Raw genomic sequence first — 16368 nt, 5'->3', positions numbered from 1 at the left:
AAGGAACAGCCATGATCGACTTTGATAACAAGACCGTGTTTAAGCTAAAACAAAACCCAGACTATGCCGACAAAGTGGCGGCGCTGTTACTGCCAAACGAGCAGGTTATCGACAGTTACAGCTCGCTACGTGATGGCGTGGTGTTTACCAGTAAGCGCATTATTGCACTGAACGTGCAAGGGCTGACCGGCAGCAAAAAAGACTTCACCTCTATGCCGTATAAAAACATTGTCGCTTACTCGGTAGAAACCTCCGGCACCTTTGATCTCGACTCAGAGCTGGAGCTGTACTTTTCATCACTGGGCAAAGTGCGCTTTGAGTTCAGCGGTAAAACCGCCATTGTGGAGATTTCCAGGCATATCTCGCAGCACGCGCTTAATTGATCGGTTTACCCTTTGTCACAGTAAACAGGCTACTGCCATGGCACACTTGCAGCCTGGACCTGACTAAATAAAGGGGAACTTATGTCTGTGTTACGCCCACTTGCACTTGTCGCTGTTTGTAGCCTGCCGCTGATAAGCACCGCGGCGAATGCTGAACAAAACCGCAGTCACCAGCCATCGCAAGGCTTTTTATATGGCATTGGCGTTGGGGTAAACCAGGAGATTTACCGCGGCTATAAACGCCGGGTGATCCCGCTGCCACTGGTAGGGTATCGCGGCGACAAGCTGTCGGTATACGGCCCTTTTGTTAGCTACGAGCTGGCCAAAGCGAATGACGTTAGCCTAAGCGCCAAATTAGCCCCGCGTTTTGCCGGTTATGACGACGGCGACAGTGATGTGTTTGTCGGTATGAAGCGCAAAAGCTCGCTGGATGCCGGCCTTGGCCTGCAATACCGCATCGATAACTGGACACTGGATACCGAAGTGCTAAGCGATGTGCTGGGTAACTCTAACGGCCAGGAGGCCAAGCTTAAATTCAGCTACGGCCTGCGCTTTGGCCCCTTGCAGGTTAGCCCGGAAGTGGGCGTAAGTTACTCATCCAGCAAGCTGGTAGATTATTATTACGGCGTGCGCCAGAGCGAGGCTACGGCTGACAGACCGGCTTATCGCGCCGGTGCTGCGGTGAACTACCACACCGGCGTAGCGCTTAGCACACCGGTATTTTTTGGTGGCTTGACCCGGCTGGGTATTGAGTATCATTGGTATGACACCAGTATTGCCAACAGCCCGCTGACTGACCGTGACAGCGGCGTTTCCGCCTTTTTAGCCTGGTCGAAGTTTTTCTAAGTAACTCTCCCACCTGATAGCAGCGGAAAAAGAGGTCGTAGCTAATTAATTTATTACGCTACACTCGAACCAGCCAAAACTTTGCATGTGAGTCTCAAATGAACCCAACACTGTGGCAATGCCCGAAGTGCCAGCGCTAGTTTAGCCGCAAAAATCAGCGCCATGCTTGTGGCACGGGTAATAGTGCCGATGTGCTGCGCGACAGGCCGCCAGCGGTTATTGAGGTTTACCGCGCTATCGAAAGCTTTATTAATAACCTTGGCAAGGTAGAAACCGTAGCCCGCGACCGCTATGTGCTGTTTCGCAGCCGCCGCATTTTTGTTGATTTGTCTATTATGCAAGACGCGGTGCGGCTGGTGATACATCTTGGCCGCAGAGTGGATAACCCGGCGTTTATTAAAATTGTTGCCGACAGCAAGCAGGTTAGCCATGTGGTGAAAATTACCAGCCTGGCTGAAGTTAAACAATTTGAACCGCTGCTGACAGAAGCCTATACATTTTCGCTGGGGTAGTCGCCTATGCAACCAGAACAAACCGCCCTGGCGATTGTGTTTTTAGCAGCGCTATTTCTGCTTGGCCTTGCCGGTATGGCTGCCTTCAGGCCACGGCTGGCGGTGCGCTTTTTAAATGGCTTTGCCAGCTCTGCCCTGGCCCACTATAGCGAGATAAGCCTGCGGCTTATTGTTGGCACGGCTATGGTAATAGCTGCGCCAGATATGCGGTTTTCAAACCTGTTTATACTGTTTGGTTGGCTGATTGTTGCCACCAGTATCATTTTGCTGCTAGTGCCGTGGCGTTGGCACCAGCGCTTTGCGCAAGCAGTGCTGCCGCCACTTACCAAACGGGTGTGGCTGTTTGCAGTGCTGGCACTGCCGCTGAGTGTTACGTTGTTGTACGCTACTCTAGTGTAGAAATGGCTGAATAACCGTCGCAACTATCCTGGTCACAACTACCCTGGAAGGACAACCTCCATGACCGAACACCGCATTTTCAGCATGCCTTTTGCCAAAGTTTACCCGCTGTATCTGCAAAAGGCTGAGCGCAAAAACCGCACTAAAGACGAAGTGGATCAGATTATCTGCTGGCTTACCGGTTACAGCCAGGCGGAACTGCAGCAACAAATTGAGCAACAACATGACTTTGCTACCTTTTTTTCGCAGGCCCCGGCCATGCACCCGAACTGTGTGCTAATTAAAGGCGTCGTTTGCGGTGTGCGGGTAGAAAACGTTACCGACCCGCTAATGCAAAAAATACGCTATTTAGACAAGCTGATAGACGAGCTGGCTAAAGGCAAAGCGCTGGCAAAGATACTGCGGCAGTAACAGCACACTGTTTGTCAGCGCGGTTTAAGCCCGGTAGTCACTGCTCGGTAAATTGCTTTAATGCCTGTAGCCGCTGGTCCCACTGCGCTTCAAGACGGGCGATAAAAGCCCGGCCCTGCGCCAGCGCAGTAGCATCAAGCTGCACTTTTACTTCACGCCCGGCCGGGTGCAGCTGTACTATGTTAGCCGACACCAGTGCCTGAATTTGCTTACGCGCGCCCTGGCGGCTGATGCCCAGATCTTTAGACAGCTCGCCAAGACAGAGCGCCGCACCATGCGATAAACGCTGCACGATCTGCAGCCGCAGCGGATCGCCCAGTGCTTTAAACAGCTGTGCTGCAGCAGTCTGGTTCATCAGGCCTCCGCATTAAAATATTGCTGCAGCCGGCCCAGCATAAAATCCCAGCCGTTGCTGTTTTGTTGCAAGCTGCTGGCGGCAATTTCCGCCGGTAAGTCAGCAAAGCCGGTCTCGGTTAAGCTGACCCGACACCGGCCAGGCTCAAGCTCGGTAATACGAAATTCCACCAGAGTGTTAGGCACACTTAGCACGTCGCCGGTGAAATTATTGCCGCCCGGCACCCAGCGGTAGGCAAAATAATGGTGCGGCCTGGCGGCTTCAATATAGACACTGCTTTGATGTTCGCTACCAAAGCTGAATAGCGCTTGCGCGCCCTGGCGATAGTCGCCGCTGACGGTATCAGGAAACCACTTTACCACCTGCTCCGGCGCGGCGATGGCATTGTATATGCGCTCTGCGCTGGCATTAATCGTCAGTTCGCGCTGAATAATATTTTGCATAAGTTGCTCCGTGCTTGAGTTTATCTTCACCACAGTTTAATAAAAGCACAGCACAACCAAATATGCAACCATATGGTTGCATATTTGGTGTCGGCACTATTTACTGCCAATGTTGTATTGCTATGTCGAATACTTGAACTGTGATACGACTAAACTGTGATATGACTAAGCTAACACTCAGCTAACAGGAGATACTTATGAGCACAGCACCAACCGTTACAGGCCCGGCGTCTTATTTCCCGTCAATTGAACAGAAATACGGCCAGAGCATACAACACTGGCTAACCTTGCTGGATAACGTGCAGGAGCAGCCACATATGGCTCAGGTGGCGTTTTTAAAAACGCAACATGGCATCGGCCATGGCCACGCCAATGCGCTGGTGGCTTACTACAGGGCTAAGTCCTGACGCCCTTGTTATACTTATTCTCCATATCAGGCCTGTGAGCAGCGCGTTGTGTTTAGTATTATCCAGATACACATGTGCCGAACTCAGGCCACTGTAAGTGAAGGAGAAAACCATGACAGAGATAACTGCCGCGGAACAAAGCCAATGGCGTAATCTGGAACAAAGCAGTGGCAAAAGCCAGGCAGAGTGGCTGGAACTGGCGGCGAAGCAAAACTTTGCCAAACACAGTGAGCTGGTAAACTGGCTAAAAAGCGACTTCGGGCTTGGCCACGGCAATGCCAACCTGATTGCCCACCGCGCCAAACAGGTCGCCGCCGGCGGCGAGCCGACAGCGGAAGATTTAGTCAGCGCGCAATATAGCGGCGCGAAAGCTGGGTTAAAGCCGTTGTACGACGTGCTGATAAGCTATATCCAAAGCCTTGGCAGCGACATAGAACTGAGCCCGAAAAAAGCTTATGTCAGTGTGCGGCGTAATAAGCAATTTGCGCTGTTGCAGCCGTCAACTGCAACGCGCTTGGATCTTGGTCTGAATTTAAAAGGCGTAGAGCCAACAGGAAAACTGGAAGCCTCCGGCAGCTTTAACGCCATGTGCAGCCATCGTATCCGCATTACCAGCGCCGCTGATATCGATGACAGCGTAAAGCACTATCTGGCAGAAGCTTATAACCGCGGTTAGAACAGCACAAAAGCATTTAAAACGACAAGGAAAATTGAGTGACGAAGAAAATTCTGTTGCTAGCCGTTTTGGTTATAGCGGGTCTGTTGCTGTTGGTAGTTTCTGTAAAAAATAATAACAAAACTGGCGTACAACCGCCGTCAGAAACAGCAGAGGAAAGCCCGCACACCGCTGACTCTTCACAAGCAATTTTGCAGAAAAAAACATCACAGAAACCATCTACTGAGCAGCAGGCTGATGAAAATCAATGTAGTGACAATCTGCAATCTTTCAGCCGGGAAGTAAATGATATTCACCAGATACTGATCTCCGCACTTCAGCAGGAGTTAAAACAGGGTAAAACTACACGGGAACTGCTGTCATACTCAGCTCAGTACAAAACCTTTTACAGCAGCTATGAGGACTTATTGTGGCAGGCACAAATCAACAATGAGATGGTTAAATATAAGATAACCAGCTCTGCCGCTATATTAATGCAATGGCAAGGCGTGTCTGTTATTGAAGGGTTGTCTGAGGCAGTACTGCCTATCCTGGTTGAAAGCCTGACAAATATTGAAGGGCAGCTGTCAGGGCTGAATATGGAGCTAAGCCTCAGCAAACACATTGATAAAGCTCAGGTATATCAGCTACTCGACAATGATGAAACCTTTAATACTTACTTTCAATCTCCTTTATCCATAGCAGGCAGTCCTGTTATTTCGCCGTCTATTTTGTTTGTATTGACAGCAAAAAATTTGAACATTGAAGAGTTTGCTCAGGCTGTATCCAGACAGTCTTTTACTGTTAATGACGTTGCAGTGGCGATTAGCAATGACCTGCCGCCGGAATATCTGCAATTACTGTTGCAACATACAACTGCCCCCGGCGATATGCCGGTATTTGCGTTTGACCGGCACGATGCATACGCTAACCTGGCTGATGTTGCTGTGGCTAAACACAACGTCGCTGCGCTTGATATGCTTGAAAAATATGGTGTCAGGCCAACAAATGAACCCGGCATTCTTACAGGCTTGGACATAGCGATTATGCACCTGCCAAGAGATGCTGAAAGTTATCAGGTGGCAGATAAGTTTCCGCAGAAGTACTTAAACACCCTGCAATATTTAAAAGCCAAAGGCTACAAAGCTCACGGTATCAGTGATCCTCATTCTGACGACGGTGATTTGATATTTAACGCTCCTAACCGCAGGTATTTTGCCTCTGCCCAAGTTGCCCTGCCACAGCTGAAAACCTTCCTGCATAATATTGAACTACTCAATAGTAGGCACTATGAACGAATTGCGCCGCCTGAAAACGTAGTGATGGCCGAAGCACTCAACCTGGTTCAAAACAGAAAAGAAGAGCTTGAGAACAGATCGGCAAATTGTCAGCAACAAAAAGCGCAGAAACTGGCTGAAGAGAGTTTCTTAAACCAGCAGAATATTCGTCAGCTGATAGATGAGGTCAAACAGAGAGGTGGCGATATACCTCAGCAGTTACATCAGATTGATCCGGCATTAGTGAATATTTGGCAGGAGTACGAGCTGGCATTAACCGCAAGCACTGCAGATGTGGGCAGCGCTTTTATTGAGCTGTTACAAAACGACGAATATCAACAAGCTATTGATTTCGTTATATCAACCCCACTTAGTCAGGCCGAAACAGATTTTCTTTTCACACATTTGCCAGAATTTACTGAAGAGTTATTACCTTTGTGGCAAGCCCGGCTATCACCCTTGCCGCCTTCAAGCCTGATGATGTTTACTTATCTCAGTCTGGAAAAATGGCAACAACTTTACAGTGCTACATTTGACTTTTCAGTACAAGACCGGTTTGGCAATGATATGTTTACAGCTGCGGTACGCCATTCAGATGACGCAGTTAAATTTTTACTGGCAAATGGCTACACCACAGAGACAGAAAAATTGGGGCTTGATGTGCTTGACTTGCTTTTAGACGACAGTTATCAGCATAAGCGGTTACACCCCAGAATAAAGGATATTCTGCCTATGGTAACTACTCTCGAACCTAATCACTTTAGCCGTATCGTGAGATTGCAGAAGTTCCGGCCGCAGGTTTATCAGCAACTGATATCTCTCGATCAAAGGCTGATACCTCCCCCAGGGGCAAAAATAAACAAAATTCGTTTTTTACATTAGGAAGCTTCTGCCTATGTAACCAGAGCAGGTCTGCCAGCAGATAATCAGATTATTTGCTGGCTAAAGGCAAAACACTATCTGGCAGAAGCTTATAACCGCGGCTAGACTTGGCTAAAAAATCACTAAGGATACGGTTATGCAACTAGGCGCTTTTTCGGTCAGTTTGGCGGTAAAAGATATTGCCGCCTCAAAAGCCTTTTATGAAAAACTTGGCTTTACTACCATGGGTGGCGAGCAAAGCCAGGGCTGGCTGATGTTAAAAAACGGCGACACCGTAATTGGCTTGTTTCAAGGCATGTTCGAGAAGAATATCCTGACCTTTAATCCGGGCTGGGATCAAAACGCGCAAAACCTGGCCGAATTTACCGATGTCCGCGCGATTCAGCAGCATTTACTGGCGCAGGGCATTACCCTGCTACAAAGCGCCGATGCAAGCTCCACCGGGCCGGCACATATTGTACTGCAAGACCCGGACGGCAATCAGATTATGCTGGATCAGCATCGCTGAGCGCTTACTCGGTTTAGTCTGGCAGCCAGACAACCTGAAGTTCGGCATGATATTCAGTAAAGTTATCAGACAAGGGGATAACATTGCCCTGCCGCTGCAGCTCAAGACAGCTACCACGCATAATATGTGCTAGTCTGGCACTGTTCTCTGCCCCCAACTGCGCATCTGCTACCAGCAGCTTTTGCTGCAGCGCCAGATATTTAGCCGCGCTATACAAACGCCAGTGCTTAGCATCGATATCAGGTGTCAGGACAAACACATCGTGCTTTAACATCGCCTCGCAGCAATAAAGCTGCTGATTTTCACACTTTAACGCCACCATATTTCCGCCTTAATCCGCTTTTTTCCACTATAACCGCAGCTACGACGCAATATGTCGCACAGCGCTACTAGAGTGTGGCTATACACCCGCGAAATTGAGACAGCACTATGTGTGGCTACTGCACCGAGCGCATTGACATCTTTACCCTGTGGCAACATGGCCGTTTTGCCCCTCAGGCTGAAGCAGAGCCCAGCTCTGTTTATAGCATCAGTCTGGAATGCCCCGGCTTTAACCAACTGCTTGCTATGCAGCAAAATCAGCAGCCGCTGGCCGCAGACATAGTGCTAATCAGATTAGCCTGCTATACCCTGACGCAGCCGCTAGATAGCACTGCGCAGCAACTGTGTCAGGCCATGCTCAACCAGCTGACAACAGAGCAAAACTTAACCCCAGAGCCAAGCCAGTGGCACTGGCTGGACAACGCCCTGCAGCATATCTATTTGCATGGCTGCTTGCCTTACCATGATATCAATGCCCTGCCAGCCGAATTTTACCAGCAGCTAGAGCAAGCACTGCTATGGACAGCAGAGCATATATACCCAGCATCGGCAGACAGTGACACTGATGACAATGCGGCATGGGACGAAGCCCAGCATCAGCACATGCTTACCGAAAGCCGTACTCTGGCCAAAACGCTATATAGCCAGTTCAGGCAAATCTTGTTGGCAGTGCTATTAATACAGCAATTACAGCCACAACACCCGGCATTACAGCAAATTGCCCTGAAGCCAAATGCCAGCTTCACCCTGATGCCAGCCCTGGAACTGGCACTGCGCCGCCAGCTGCAATACCACTGCGTCTGCCACTACGGTAAAGACTGGCTGTGGCAGCATCTGCACCAGCTGGAACTGCAACATATCTTCTACCTCGCCGCCCGCAGCCGCCTGGAGCCCGGCGAGATCACCGAATTACAGATCAAGCTGGAAGATGAATATGCCGGCCTGGATTATTTTATGACCCGCAAAGATTGTATCGCCGCATTAACCATGCTGAGTTTGGCGGTGGAATTTGGGTTTGAGGACGCAGCTGGCTCAGAAGCCAGTTGTTGAATTACCCAATAATGAAAATTGCTTAAGTCAGACTACTGAGATAGAGTTTTATCGACGCTTGGAGTTACACAACTACTGCATTTTTAGCGTGACGTTCAAAAATAAAAAAGGATAAAGATATGACTATCAGTGTTAGGGTGTTTGACACTATTCTCGACGATAGAAAACTAAAAGATACTGTATCCCGGAACTCCGCAGACTTTTGGAAACCATTTTGCAAATCGGCAGGTTGGCCGTTTTCTCATGAACGGATTCACTCTTATGCAGATCTTAACTTCTTAATGTCCAGAAAAATTAAGGAGGATGTCATTATTTTTTCTGGGCATGGCAACGAAAGCGGCTTTTTTCTTTCTAACGGTGACTGCCTTGACGGCATATGTGGAGATGGTTTAAACGAAATACATCCCAAGAACCATAGTAAATACATTATTTTCTCAAGCTGTTTGATTGGAAAAGCTTCAAAAACCAGTGACCAACTCAAAGATTATTTTCAGGCAAAACGTTTATTTTCTTATCAACATCTGATGGCCGACAGATACTGCTTCTTATACGAATCCATACTTTTGAGTTCAATAGAAAAAGCTCTGTATAAAAAAGATAACTTTACAGAAAGCGACTTTGAAGCATTCAAGGAAAATACCATGTTCATGAAGAACATGAATGAGAGTCATGTTAAAAAGCACCCCATGTTGATGTTTTAACATGCCCTACCAGCCGCCGTTTAACCTCACCCACCCTATGCTATCGCTGGTTGCCGATATTGCTGAGCTTATCGGCATTTGGAACACTGCGCAGGGTGGTGAGCTGGTGCCGCAATTACGCCGTGGTAACCGGATTAAAACCATACAGGCATCATTAGCCATAGAGCAAAATACCCTGACTCTGGAACAGGTAACGGCAGTGCTGGACGGCAAAACCGTACTTGGCCCACCCAAAGACGTGCAGGAAGTTAAAAACGCCTTTGCTGCTTATGATGCGATGCCAGGCTGGCAGCCACATAAGCAGGCCGATTTACTCGCAGCGCATAATATACTGCTGCACGGTTTGGCAGACGATGCTGGTCGTATTCGCTCTTCGGATGTAGGTGTTTATCAGGGTAAACGTCTGGTGCATATGGCGCCACCTGCCGGCAGAGTACCGCTACTGCTCACACAATTACTCGATTGGCTGAAAAACAGCGATGCCCATCCGCTTATCGCCTCTTGTGCATTCCATTATGAGTTTGAGTTTATTCACCCCTTTAGCGATGGCAACGGCCGCATGGGCCGCTTATGGCAAACGCTGATCTTAAGTAAATGGCAACCCGCACTGGCCTATTTGCCGGTAGAAAGCTTAATTAAACATCAGCAGGCCGATTATTACCGTTTGCTAAACCAGGCAGATAAGACCGCAGATTGCTCTGAATTTATTGTGTTTTTGCTGGAAAGCATCAAAACCGCGCTGTTACAGGCGATTCAAACAGAACAAAGTACCCTTAGCAAAACGCTGGTAAAAACGCAGGCAAAAACGCCGGTAAAAATACTAGAGCTTCTCTCAGCACAGCCTGAGCTAACGCTGGCGGAAATTGCCATCCATATTGGTAAGTCTGTCAGTGCGGTAGAGCGCGCTGCCGCAAAACTGCAACGCGAGGGCAAGCTTAAATTTATCGGCCCGCGCAAAGGCGGCCATTGGCAGGTGCTGTAACTTTATCACCCATTTCAATTATATTGGTAAGTTACCTCGTAAATTGCCGCTGTTACCGACTTACCATCAGGAGTATCTAAATTGAACACTCTGGATTTATCAACGGTAATATTGTCTAAACATCCAGTTTCAGAGCTCTTGGCAAATAGCACTTTACCTCGTTCTGCAACTACAGTTGAGCTGCGTCTTGTAATCGCAACAAAATAATTGGTTTCTAGTCGAGCACCAACCTTTGAGTAACGGCAAATATTGGCTAATCGTTTGATATCTGAGAGCATACTATCAGTCTTAACGCCTCTCTTAATTTCAATCACATGCGCCGGCTTCCCATAACGCTTAGTCAGCAACACTAAGTCAAAACGACCATTTTCCCTATCAGATTTATCGCCAGCGGATTCAATCCCCGCTTGCGCCATCAGCTGTTTAACACTCATCTCAAAGCGAACACTAAAATTGTCAAACTCCTGAATCATGCGTTTGCCAATTTCTACGCCAAGGAAATATTCCGGCATTTTGTTTAGCGGCACTCCACAATGCTCTAAAGCGTATGCATGCGCGTCCTTTATAGCTTGCTCAATGACGTTCAATCTGTTTTTCTTTGATGACTTCATAATTTTCTTCCTTTTTTAATAAGTAAGATTTAGTACTTCGCCAACGCGTCTGCCAACCGCTGCTTGATACTTTCCCGCATCTCTTGCGGTGCCAGTACGGTTAAATAACTACTTTGCGACATCAGCCATAAATTCAGCTGCCAGCCTTTATGCACAGTGGCGCTGATGTGATAGTCGCCGTTATCTAATTTATCGCAGGTCATATCAACCGATAACGGCGTTTCCAGCAGCAGGTTGGCTAACACCGGCTTGGCAAGAAACTCCAGCTTGATTGTGTCGCCTTCGCTAAACTCCATCGCGCCACTGGCTAAGTAACGCTGCAGGTTAAAACCGGGCGGCGTCACTACGGCGCTGTCGGTTATCTCTACTTGCACAAAGCGGTGAATGGCAAAGCGTAGTGGGTCGGTGTAAGGCTCGGCACTGGCAATCAGATAACTTATCTGGCCGCGCTGCACCAGCGCTAACGGATTTAAGCGGTATTGTTTCACGGCATCTTGATGTAAGGCGTGGTAACTCACCTCAAGCTGCTTATCGTCCAGCAGGGCTTGTTGAACCTGCTGCAGTATTTCGCTGTCTATTTTCGGTGCCAGCAGGTGCATATCAGCCGTTACACTGGCCACTTTGTCTGGCCAGCGCGCACTGGCATTACTGCTTTGTAGTGACTGCAAGGTATTGCTGGGTTAATAGCTTTGCCTCTGAGCCCGGCGGACGTGTCGGGATAAGTTTTAGCAATTGCCACTGACGGGCGATAGTGTTTTGGCTGGACGCGGCGGCCATTATTGATCCTGTTTTTATGCCAATGGTTTTGTTATACACAATGCAACTTAACGCTACAATCGGGTCTGACTTAACACCTCCACTAAAGATGCTGTCAGCTTAACCCACACTGCGACAAAATAAGACGCAGCGGTTTTGGCAGTAACAACAATGCATCAGAAACAACAAAGGCGCCCTATGGCGCCTTTGTCTTGTAGCCGTTGGTTTACTCAGTAGCGGTGACTTCCTGCTCTTTTACCAGCCATACCGACAGTGCGCCCAGCACCATGGCGCCGCCGGCCAGCATCACGATATACACCGCCTGATTGTCAAACACGCTGCCTAAAATCCAGCCGGCAATTAAACCGGAGATAATCTGCGGTGCGGCGATGGTAAAGTTAAAAATACCCATATAGACACCGGTTTTCTCCGGCGGCAAAGCCCCCGCCAGTATGGCATAAGGCATGGCCAAGATCGCTGCCCAGGCGATACCGACACCTATCATCGGGATCATCAGCCCCAGTGCCCCTTGAGGAATTTCCACCTGGGTAATTAGCAAATTAACGTGCGTCATGGTGGGATCAGTAAACAGCACAAAGCTTAAATAACCCAAACCGCCAGCCAGTAGCGAGAACGAATATACCAACTTGCGGCCAAACAGGTTAGCCAGCTTCGCCATTACCAGCGAGAACAGCACCGCAAACAGCGAGTAGCCGGCATAGAGAATACCGACCCAGTCACCCGCGGCGCCCTTAGCGGCAGCAATATGTGCCGGTACGCCGCCCATTTGGGCAATGTAGCTGCCGTTATACCATTCTACGCCGACCCCCCAGGTGTTTTGCGCAATGGCGGCTGGAAAATAAGTCCACATAATAAACAGCGCGAACCAGCTAAAAAACTGCACCAGTGCCAGCTGTTTCATAATCTTTGGCATACCCAGCATGGTTTGCCAGAAGTCGCTTAGCTTCTCAGCCAGGCTACGCGATTTGCGCACCTGCTCGGCCAGTGTCTGCGCTTCGCTATCCAGGCCTTTGTAGGCATAGTATTGCTCTGGTGCATATTCCTTGGTGCGAAACACTGTCCACAGCACGCTGCCCAGCAATACGGTAGCGCCGATATAAAACGCCCACACTACAGATGGCGCCACTTCACCGGCTTTAGAAGCGTTATCCAGCCCAACGACGTTGGTCAGCACGAATGGCAGTATAGAGCCAAACACTGCACCAATATTGATCAGCAGGGTTTGTACCGAATAGCCCAGGTTACGCTGCTCGGGCGGTACCATGTCCGACACTAAGGAGCGAAACGGCTGAAAAGTAACGTTAAAGGCGGCATCTTTAATGGCGAAAATTAATAAGCCAAACAGCATGGGCGGGATAATGGCCACCACCATCGACGAGTTGGGCAGCAGCACCATAGCCGCAGCGGCAACAATGGCACCGCCGAGCATAAAGGGTAAGCGGCGGCCCAGTTTATTCCAGGTACGGTCTGATGCCGCGCCGACAATCGGCTGTACTAACAGGCCCATAATAGGCGCCGCCAGCCAGAACAACGACAGTGATGATAAGTCAGCGCCCAAATCTGACAAAATACGGCTGACGTTGCCGTTTTGTAAGGCAAAGCCAATTTGTACCCCTAAAAAGCCAAAGCTGAGGTTCCAAATCTGCCAGAAAGATAACTTAGGTTGTTTCATACCCGCTCCCCGGATGTTTTATTATTCTGTGTAAGCGCAACAGATCGGTCTAAGCTACACGAAGCCAGCCATTTTGCGCAAAATTGTGCATACGTATTCATCTTGTTGTTGCACTATTTTGGCGTTATTACCAAGGCTTATTCAGCATAGCAGTGCATCGGCGCTTTAAGCTGGTGCAACAGAAAAAACGTACGGGGATACCATGAAACGCTTTAGCCTAAGCGCACTGGCGCTGTCAGTTTTATTAGCCGGCTGTCAACCACAAACCAGTCAGCCGCAAACAAGCACCACAGTAGAAGAAGCGCCAGCCCTAAGCGTGGCACAAGCTGCAACCCCCTGGTGGCAGGATGCGGTGTTCTACCAGATTTGGCCACGCAGTTTTTACGACACCAACGCCGATGGCCATGGCGACTTTAACGGCATGACCGCCAAACTGCCCTATTTGCAGGAGCTTGGTGTCACGGCACTGTGGCTAACGCCAATGTTTGAAGCACCGTCTTACCACGGCTATGACTTTACCGAGTTTTATCAGGTAGAAAGCGATTACGGCAGCATGGCCGAGTTTGAAGCCTTTATTAAAGCCGCTGAGGCCAAAGGCATGAAAGTGATCCTGGATTTGGTGATTAACCATATCTCCAGTGAGCACGACTGGTTTAAACGCTCCGCCGCCGGTGAGGCGCCGTACAAAGATTACTTTATCTGGCGTGACGATATGCCAGAGGCCGGCAGCGGCTGGGGCCATGCCTGGAGCGATAACGATAAACCCGATGCCGTGTGGCATTACAATGAAACCCGCAATGCTTATTACTATGCCGCCTTTGGTGCCAGCCAGCCAGACGTTAACCTGCGCCACCCCGATGTGGTGGCCGAAATGAAAAAGATGGCCAAATTCTGGCTGGATAAAGGCGTGGCCGGTTTTCGTTTAGATGCGGTGCGCTTTGCCATGGAAGATGGCCCGCAAGGCCAGGCAGACACTGAGGAAACCATCGCCTACTGGCAAGACTTTAACCAGTACGTGAAAAGCGTTAACCCGGAGGCCTATTTAGTCGGCGAAGCCTGGGTAGATATTCCTATTGCGGCGCGCTATTTCGGCGAGGGTAAAGGCCTGGACCAGGGCTTTGACTTTGAAGTGGGCTATAACATTCTGGGCCTGTTAAAGCCCGATGCCAGTGGCGAAGCCCAGTTTGGCACTATGCAGTCCAACGCCAATAAGGTGGCGGATGCCGCTGTGCTACAACAAAACGTGCGCCAGCGCGCCGATTCGGTGGCGCCGCTAAGCTTTTTTGCGCCCTTTTTAACTAACCACGATCAGGAGCGTATCGCTTATCAACTGGCAGAGCATGATGCCAAAGCCAAACTGGCCGCTGCCATGCTATTTAGCTCACCCGGCACACCGTACATTTACTATGGCGAAGAAATTGGCTTAACCCAGGGTGGCACCGGCCACGATGTGTACAAGCGCGCCCCTATGTTGTGGGATAACAGCCCGCAGGCCGGCTTTAGCCAAAGTGCGACCAGTTGGGTAGAACAGCTGGAACTGTTTGGCGCTAACTTCCCCAACTGGTATCCGGATTTTCTCAGTGCACAGCTAAATGCAGCCGATCGGAGTGTGGCGGCGCAGCAAGCCCAGCCAGATTCTATCTGGCAGCTGTATAAGCTACTTATCGCACAGAAAAAACAGCGGCCCGAGCTGGGTACTGCCGGCAGCTATAGCGTGACACAGCTGGAGAATGGCGTAGTACAAATAACCCGCGAGCTAAACGGCAGTAAAACGCTGTTTGTACTGAACCTTAGCGACAGCGCACAGGATATCAGCGCGATTAAGACCGACGGCTTAAGCAGCAGCTGGGCCTTTGATCTGGATGGCAATATGCTGGCACCATACGGCCTGTTATTACTGCACAGCGCTCACTGAGATTTAAACGTTCTCCCTGAAACCGCCGGCTGGCTTAGCGGCGGTTTTTTCTTGCTTACACCTGCTTGTTAATTTATTGTGCCTATTAATTTAACAAGGAGCGTATATGAAACCTTTTCTGATGTTACTTAGCAGTTTACTACTCATCACGGCTGTGCAGGCTGAGCCGGCAAAAGCCAAAACCGGCCCGGAATTATTACCGGCGTTTTCTACCGCCAGTTCACTAAAAGAAAATTTCAGTTGCTATGGTGGCCCGTTTGCGAACTATGACAGCTGGTTAGCCTTGCTTAGCAAGAAACCCAAATTTAATGCCGCTGCATTTGAAGCTAAATTCCCCAGAGCAGACATTGAACGACGCCAGCGACAGATTGACTGTCGGATATTTGTTTATGAATCTGATGGCGTTTTGGTTGAAGGGGTAATGTTACAACCCAAACATGCGGTTAATGGCGTAAGTAAGCTACCCGTCGTGATATACAACAGAGGCGGTAATGCTAAAGGCGGCACTTTAGTGTATGGCGCAATACAACATAGTTTGATGCCACTGGCGGAGCTCGGCTATATCGTGATTGCCAGCCAATACCGCGGGGCTAAAGCCTTTCCAACATCGGTAACCGGCGACATCCGGCTTGACCAATTTGGTGGTAATGACGTTAACGATATTAAAAACCTGCTGCCAATTATCAACGGCATGGCCGACGCTGACAGCGCACGTATTGCGATGTTAGGCGCCAGTCGCGGCGGTATGATGAGCTATCTGGCCGCTCGTGATATGCCGCAACTTAAAGCGCTGATTGTTGAAGCCGGCGTGGCCGACTTGGAGGCTAGTCTGGCAGTGCGCCAAGCAATGGAAAACATTTACAGCCGTTTTATCCCAAGTTATGCCACGGAAAAAGCCACGCAGTTACAAGCCCGCTCGGTGCTGCACTGGCTGGACGAATTACCGCCTCAGCTACCGATATTGCTGCTGCATGGCGATAAAGATTGGCGGGTCGATGTAAGCCAGTCACAAAATCTGGCCAAAGCACTGGCTGAAAAGGGCCAGCCGCATAAATTAGTGGTATATCCGGGTGCCGATCATGGCTTGAACCCCAACCGCGCTGAGGCCGATGCCGAAACCGCAGCCTGGTTAAAACAATACCTATAGCCTGTCATGCTGCTGCAGCGCTAACCTGCAGCAGCACAAAAACAGTTATTTGTCAGACTAATAGCTTATACCTGCCTGTTTAACCTTTTGCTAAACTAACACCACCTGTTCTGC

The 16368-nt window shown here is 49.5% G+C and carries 20 protein-coding genes; 14 read left to right on the top strand and 6 right to left on the bottom strand.

Going from position 1 to position 16368, the window contains the following annotated elements:
- The first annotated feature begins 11 nt into the window (after positions 1-11).
- The 5 genes from RNAN_RS08530 (at position 12) to RNAN_RS08510 (ending at position 2551) form a co-directional block, all read left to right on the top strand.
- A complete protein-coding gene (locus RNAN_RS08530) occupies positions 12-383 on the top strand; it encodes a PH domain-containing protein (protein WP_008220781.1) in 372 nt (123 codons plus the stop codon).
- Positions 384-464: 81 nt separating this feature from the next.
- Positions 465-1229: a MipA/OmpV family protein gene (locus RNAN_RS08525; RefSeq protein ID WP_008220779.1), complete on the top strand. Its 765-nt coding sequence runs from the start codon at positions 465-467 to the stop codon at positions 1227-1229.
- Between the two features lie 191 nt (positions 1230-1420).
- Positions 1421-1741 (top strand): DUF5655 domain-containing protein, encoded by a 321-nt coding sequence (locus RNAN_RS08520; RefSeq protein ID WP_008220778.1) that lies wholly within the window; start codon positions 1421-1423, stop codon positions 1739-1741.
- 6 nt (positions 1742-1747) lie between these two features.
- Positions 1748-2140, top strand: coding sequence for a hypothetical protein (locus tag RNAN_RS08515; RefSeq protein WP_008220775.1), 393 nt, complete (start codon positions 1748-1750; stop codon positions 2138-2140).
- 60 nt (positions 2141-2200) lie between these two features.
- The gene (locus RNAN_RS08510; RefSeq protein ID WP_008220773.1) at positions 2201-2551 is read left to right on the top strand and encodes a DUF2200 domain-containing protein; all 351 of its coding nucleotides are present in this window, start codon (positions 2201-2203) and stop codon (positions 2549-2551) included.
- A 37-nt stretch (positions 2552-2588) separates the two neighbouring features.
- On the opposite strand, the gene RNAN_RS08505 is transcribed toward RNAN_RS08510, so the two are convergent.
- Positions 2589-2906 (bottom strand): ArsR/SmtB family transcription factor, encoded by a 318-nt coding sequence (locus RNAN_RS08505; RefSeq protein WP_008220770.1) that lies wholly within the window; start codon positions 2904-2906, stop codon positions 2589-2591.
- The gene (locus tag RNAN_RS08500) at positions 2906-3349 is read right to left on the bottom strand and encodes an SRPBCC family protein (protein ID WP_008220768.1); all 444 of its coding nucleotides are present in this window, start codon (positions 3347-3349) and stop codon (positions 2906-2908) included. The genes RNAN_RS08505 and RNAN_RS08500 overlap by 1 nt, the downstream gene beginning before the upstream one ends.
- A 197-nt stretch (positions 3350-3546) precedes the next feature.
- Between RNAN_RS08500 and RNAN_RS08495 the strand changes: the two genes are divergently transcribed.
- The 4 genes from RNAN_RS08495 (at position 3547) to RNAN_RS08480 (ending at position 7078) form a co-directional block, all read left to right on the top strand.
- Positions 3547-3756 (top strand): DUF4287 domain-containing protein, encoded by a 210-nt coding sequence (locus RNAN_RS08495; protein ID WP_008220766.1) that lies wholly within the window; start codon positions 3547-3549, stop codon positions 3754-3756.
- A gap of 112 nt (positions 3757-3868) precedes the next feature.
- A complete protein-coding gene (locus RNAN_RS08490; RefSeq protein WP_008220764.1) occupies positions 3869-4432 on the top strand; it encodes a DUF5655 domain-containing protein in 564 nt (187 codons plus the stop codon).
- A gap of 38 nt (positions 4433-4470) precedes the next feature.
- Positions 4471-6570: a hypothetical protein gene (locus tag RNAN_RS08485; protein ID WP_008220762.1), complete on the top strand. Its 2100-nt coding sequence runs from the start codon at positions 4471-4473 to the stop codon at positions 6568-6570.
- A gap of 136 nt (positions 6571-6706) precedes the next feature.
- The gene (locus RNAN_RS08480; RefSeq protein WP_008220760.1) at positions 6707-7078 is read left to right on the top strand and encodes a VOC family protein; all 372 of its coding nucleotides are present in this window, start codon (positions 6707-6709) and stop codon (positions 7076-7078) included.
- Positions 7079-7091: 13 nt separating this feature from the next.
- Here the strand turns inward: RNAN_RS08480 and RNAN_RS08475 are convergent, their stop codons facing one another.
- Positions 7092-7400, bottom strand: coding sequence for a hypothetical protein (locus tag RNAN_RS08475; protein WP_008220758.1), 309 nt, complete (start codon positions 7398-7400; stop codon positions 7092-7094).
- Positions 7401-7507: 107 nt separating this feature from the next.
- Between RNAN_RS08475 and RNAN_RS08470 the strand changes: the two genes are divergently transcribed.
- The 3 genes from RNAN_RS08470 to RNAN_RS08460 all read left to right on the top strand — a co-directional run bounded on the left by RNAN_RS08470 (position 7508) and on the right by RNAN_RS08460 (position 10132).
- The gene (locus RNAN_RS08470; protein ID WP_008220756.1) at positions 7508-8449 is read left to right on the top strand and encodes a hypothetical protein; all 942 of its coding nucleotides are present in this window, start codon (positions 7508-7510) and stop codon (positions 8447-8449) included.
- Between the two features lie 119 nt (positions 8450-8568).
- Entirely contained in the window at positions 8569-9150 is a 582-nt protein-coding gene (locus RNAN_RS08465; protein WP_040551902.1) for a hypothetical protein, read from the top strand.
- Position 9151: 1 nt separating this feature from the next.
- The gene (locus RNAN_RS08460) at positions 9152-10132 is read left to right on the top strand and encodes a Fic family protein (protein WP_008220752.1); all 981 of its coding nucleotides are present in this window, start codon (positions 9152-9154) and stop codon (positions 10130-10132) included.
- A gap of 14 nt (positions 10133-10146) precedes the next feature.
- Here RNAN_RS08460 and RNAN_RS08455 read toward each other — a convergent pair whose 3' ends face one another.
- The 3 genes from RNAN_RS08455 to RNAN_RS08445 all read right to left on the bottom strand — a co-directional run bounded on the left by RNAN_RS08455 (position 10147) and on the right by RNAN_RS08445 (position 13192).
- Complete coding sequence (locus RNAN_RS08455; RefSeq protein WP_040551901.1) at positions 10147-10743, bottom strand: hypothetical protein; 597 nt, start codon at positions 10741-10743, stop codon at positions 10147-10149.
- Between the two features lie 29 nt (positions 10744-10772).
- A complete protein-coding gene (locus tag RNAN_RS08450; RefSeq protein WP_008220748.1) occupies positions 10773-11411 on the bottom strand; it encodes a helix-turn-helix transcriptional regulator in 639 nt (212 codons plus the stop codon).
- 314 nt (positions 11412-11725) lie between these two features.
- The gene (locus RNAN_RS08445) at positions 11726-13192 is read right to left on the bottom strand and encodes an MFS transporter (RefSeq protein WP_008220744.1); all 1467 of its coding nucleotides are present in this window, start codon (positions 13190-13192) and stop codon (positions 11726-11728) included.
- A 202-nt stretch (positions 13193-13394) separates the two neighbouring features.
- On the opposite strand from RNAN_RS08445, the gene RNAN_RS08440 reads away from it, so the two are divergent.
- Both RNAN_RS08440 and RNAN_RS08435 read left to right on the top strand, forming a co-directional pair.
- Positions 13395-15107, top strand: a complete 1713-nt coding sequence (locus tag RNAN_RS08440; RefSeq protein ID WP_008220743.1) for an alpha-amylase family glycosyl hydrolase — start codon at positions 13395-13397, stop codon at positions 15105-15107.
- A gap of 106 nt (positions 15108-15213) precedes the next feature.
- Positions 15214-16254: an alpha/beta hydrolase family protein gene (locus tag RNAN_RS08435; protein ID WP_008220742.1), complete on the top strand. Its 1041-nt coding sequence runs from the start codon at positions 15214-15216 to the stop codon at positions 16252-16254.
- Positions 16255-16368: the final 114 nt, after the last annotated feature.

It is taken from the genome of Rheinheimera nanhaiensis E407-8 (assembly GCF_000296695.1).
Lineage (GTDB): Bacteria > Pseudomonadota > Gammaproteobacteria > Enterobacterales > Alteromonadaceae > Alishewanella > Alishewanella nanhaiensis.
This window is presented reverse-complemented; position numbering and strand designations above follow the sequence as displayed.

What these genes read in the sequence shown, in the direction of transcription:
- RNAN_RS08530 (WP_008220781.1), top strand. Translation starts at nt 12, where the DNA reads ATGATCGACTTTGATAACAAGACCGTGTTTAAGCTAAAACAAAACCCA.
- RNAN_RS08525 (WP_008220779.1), top strand. Translation starts at nt 465, where the DNA reads ATGTCTGTGTTACGCCCACTTGCACTTGTCGCTGTTTGTAGCCTGCCG.
- RNAN_RS08515 (WP_008220775.1), top strand. Translation starts at nt 1,748, where the DNA reads ATGCAACCAGAACAAACCGCCCTGGCGATTGTGTTTTTAGCAGCGCTA.
- RNAN_RS08510 (WP_008220773.1), top strand. Translation starts at nt 2,201, where the DNA reads ATGACCGAACACCGCATTTTCAGCATGCCTTTTGCCAAAGTTTACCCG.
- RNAN_RS08505 (WP_008220770.1), bottom strand. Translation starts at nt 2,906, where the DNA reads ATGAACCAGACTGCTGCAGCACAGCTGTTTAAAGCACTGGGCGATCCG.
- RNAN_RS08500 (WP_008220768.1), bottom strand. Translation starts at nt 3,349, where the DNA reads ATGCAAAATATTATTCAGCGCGAACTGACGATTAATGCCAGCGCAGAG.
- RNAN_RS08495 (WP_008220766.1), top strand. Translation starts at nt 3,547, where the DNA reads ATGAGCACAGCACCAACCGTTACAGGCCCGGCGTCTTATTTCCCGTCA.
- RNAN_RS08490 (WP_008220764.1), top strand. Translation starts at nt 3,869, where the DNA reads ATGACAGAGATAACTGCCGCGGAACAAAGCCAATGGCGTAATCTGGAA.
- RNAN_RS08480 (WP_008220760.1), top strand. Translation starts at nt 6,707, where the DNA reads ATGCAACTAGGCGCTTTTTCGGTCAGTTTGGCGGTAAAAGATATTGCC.
- RNAN_RS08475 (WP_008220758.1), bottom strand. Translation starts at nt 7,400, where the DNA reads ATGGTGGCGTTAAAGTGTGAAAATCAGCAGCTTTATTGCTGCGAGGCG.
- RNAN_RS08470 (WP_008220756.1), top strand. Translation starts at nt 7,508, where the DNA reads ATGTGTGGCTACTGCACCGAGCGCATTGACATCTTTACCCTGTGGCAA.
- RNAN_RS08465 (WP_040551902.1), top strand. Translation starts at nt 8,569, where the DNA reads ATGACTATCAGTGTTAGGGTGTTTGACACTATTCTCGACGATAGAAAA.
- RNAN_RS08460 (WP_008220752.1), top strand. Translation starts at nt 9,152, where the DNA reads ATGCCCTACCAGCCGCCGTTTAACCTCACCCACCCTATGCTATCGCTG.
- RNAN_RS08455 (WP_040551901.1), bottom strand. Translation starts at nt 10,743, where the DNA reads ATGAAGTCATCAAAGAAAAACAGATTGAACGTCATTGAGCAAGCTATA.
- RNAN_RS08445 (WP_008220744.1), bottom strand. Translation starts at nt 13,192, where the DNA reads ATGAAACAACCTAAGTTATCTTTCTGGCAGATTTGGAACCTCAGCTTT.
- RNAN_RS08440 (WP_008220743.1), top strand. Translation starts at nt 13,395, where the DNA reads ATGAAACGCTTTAGCCTAAGCGCACTGGCGCTGTCAGTTTTATTAGCC.
- RNAN_RS08435 (WP_008220742.1), top strand. Translation starts at nt 15,214, where the DNA reads ATGAAACCTTTTCTGATGTTACTTAGCAGTTTACTACTCATCACGGCT.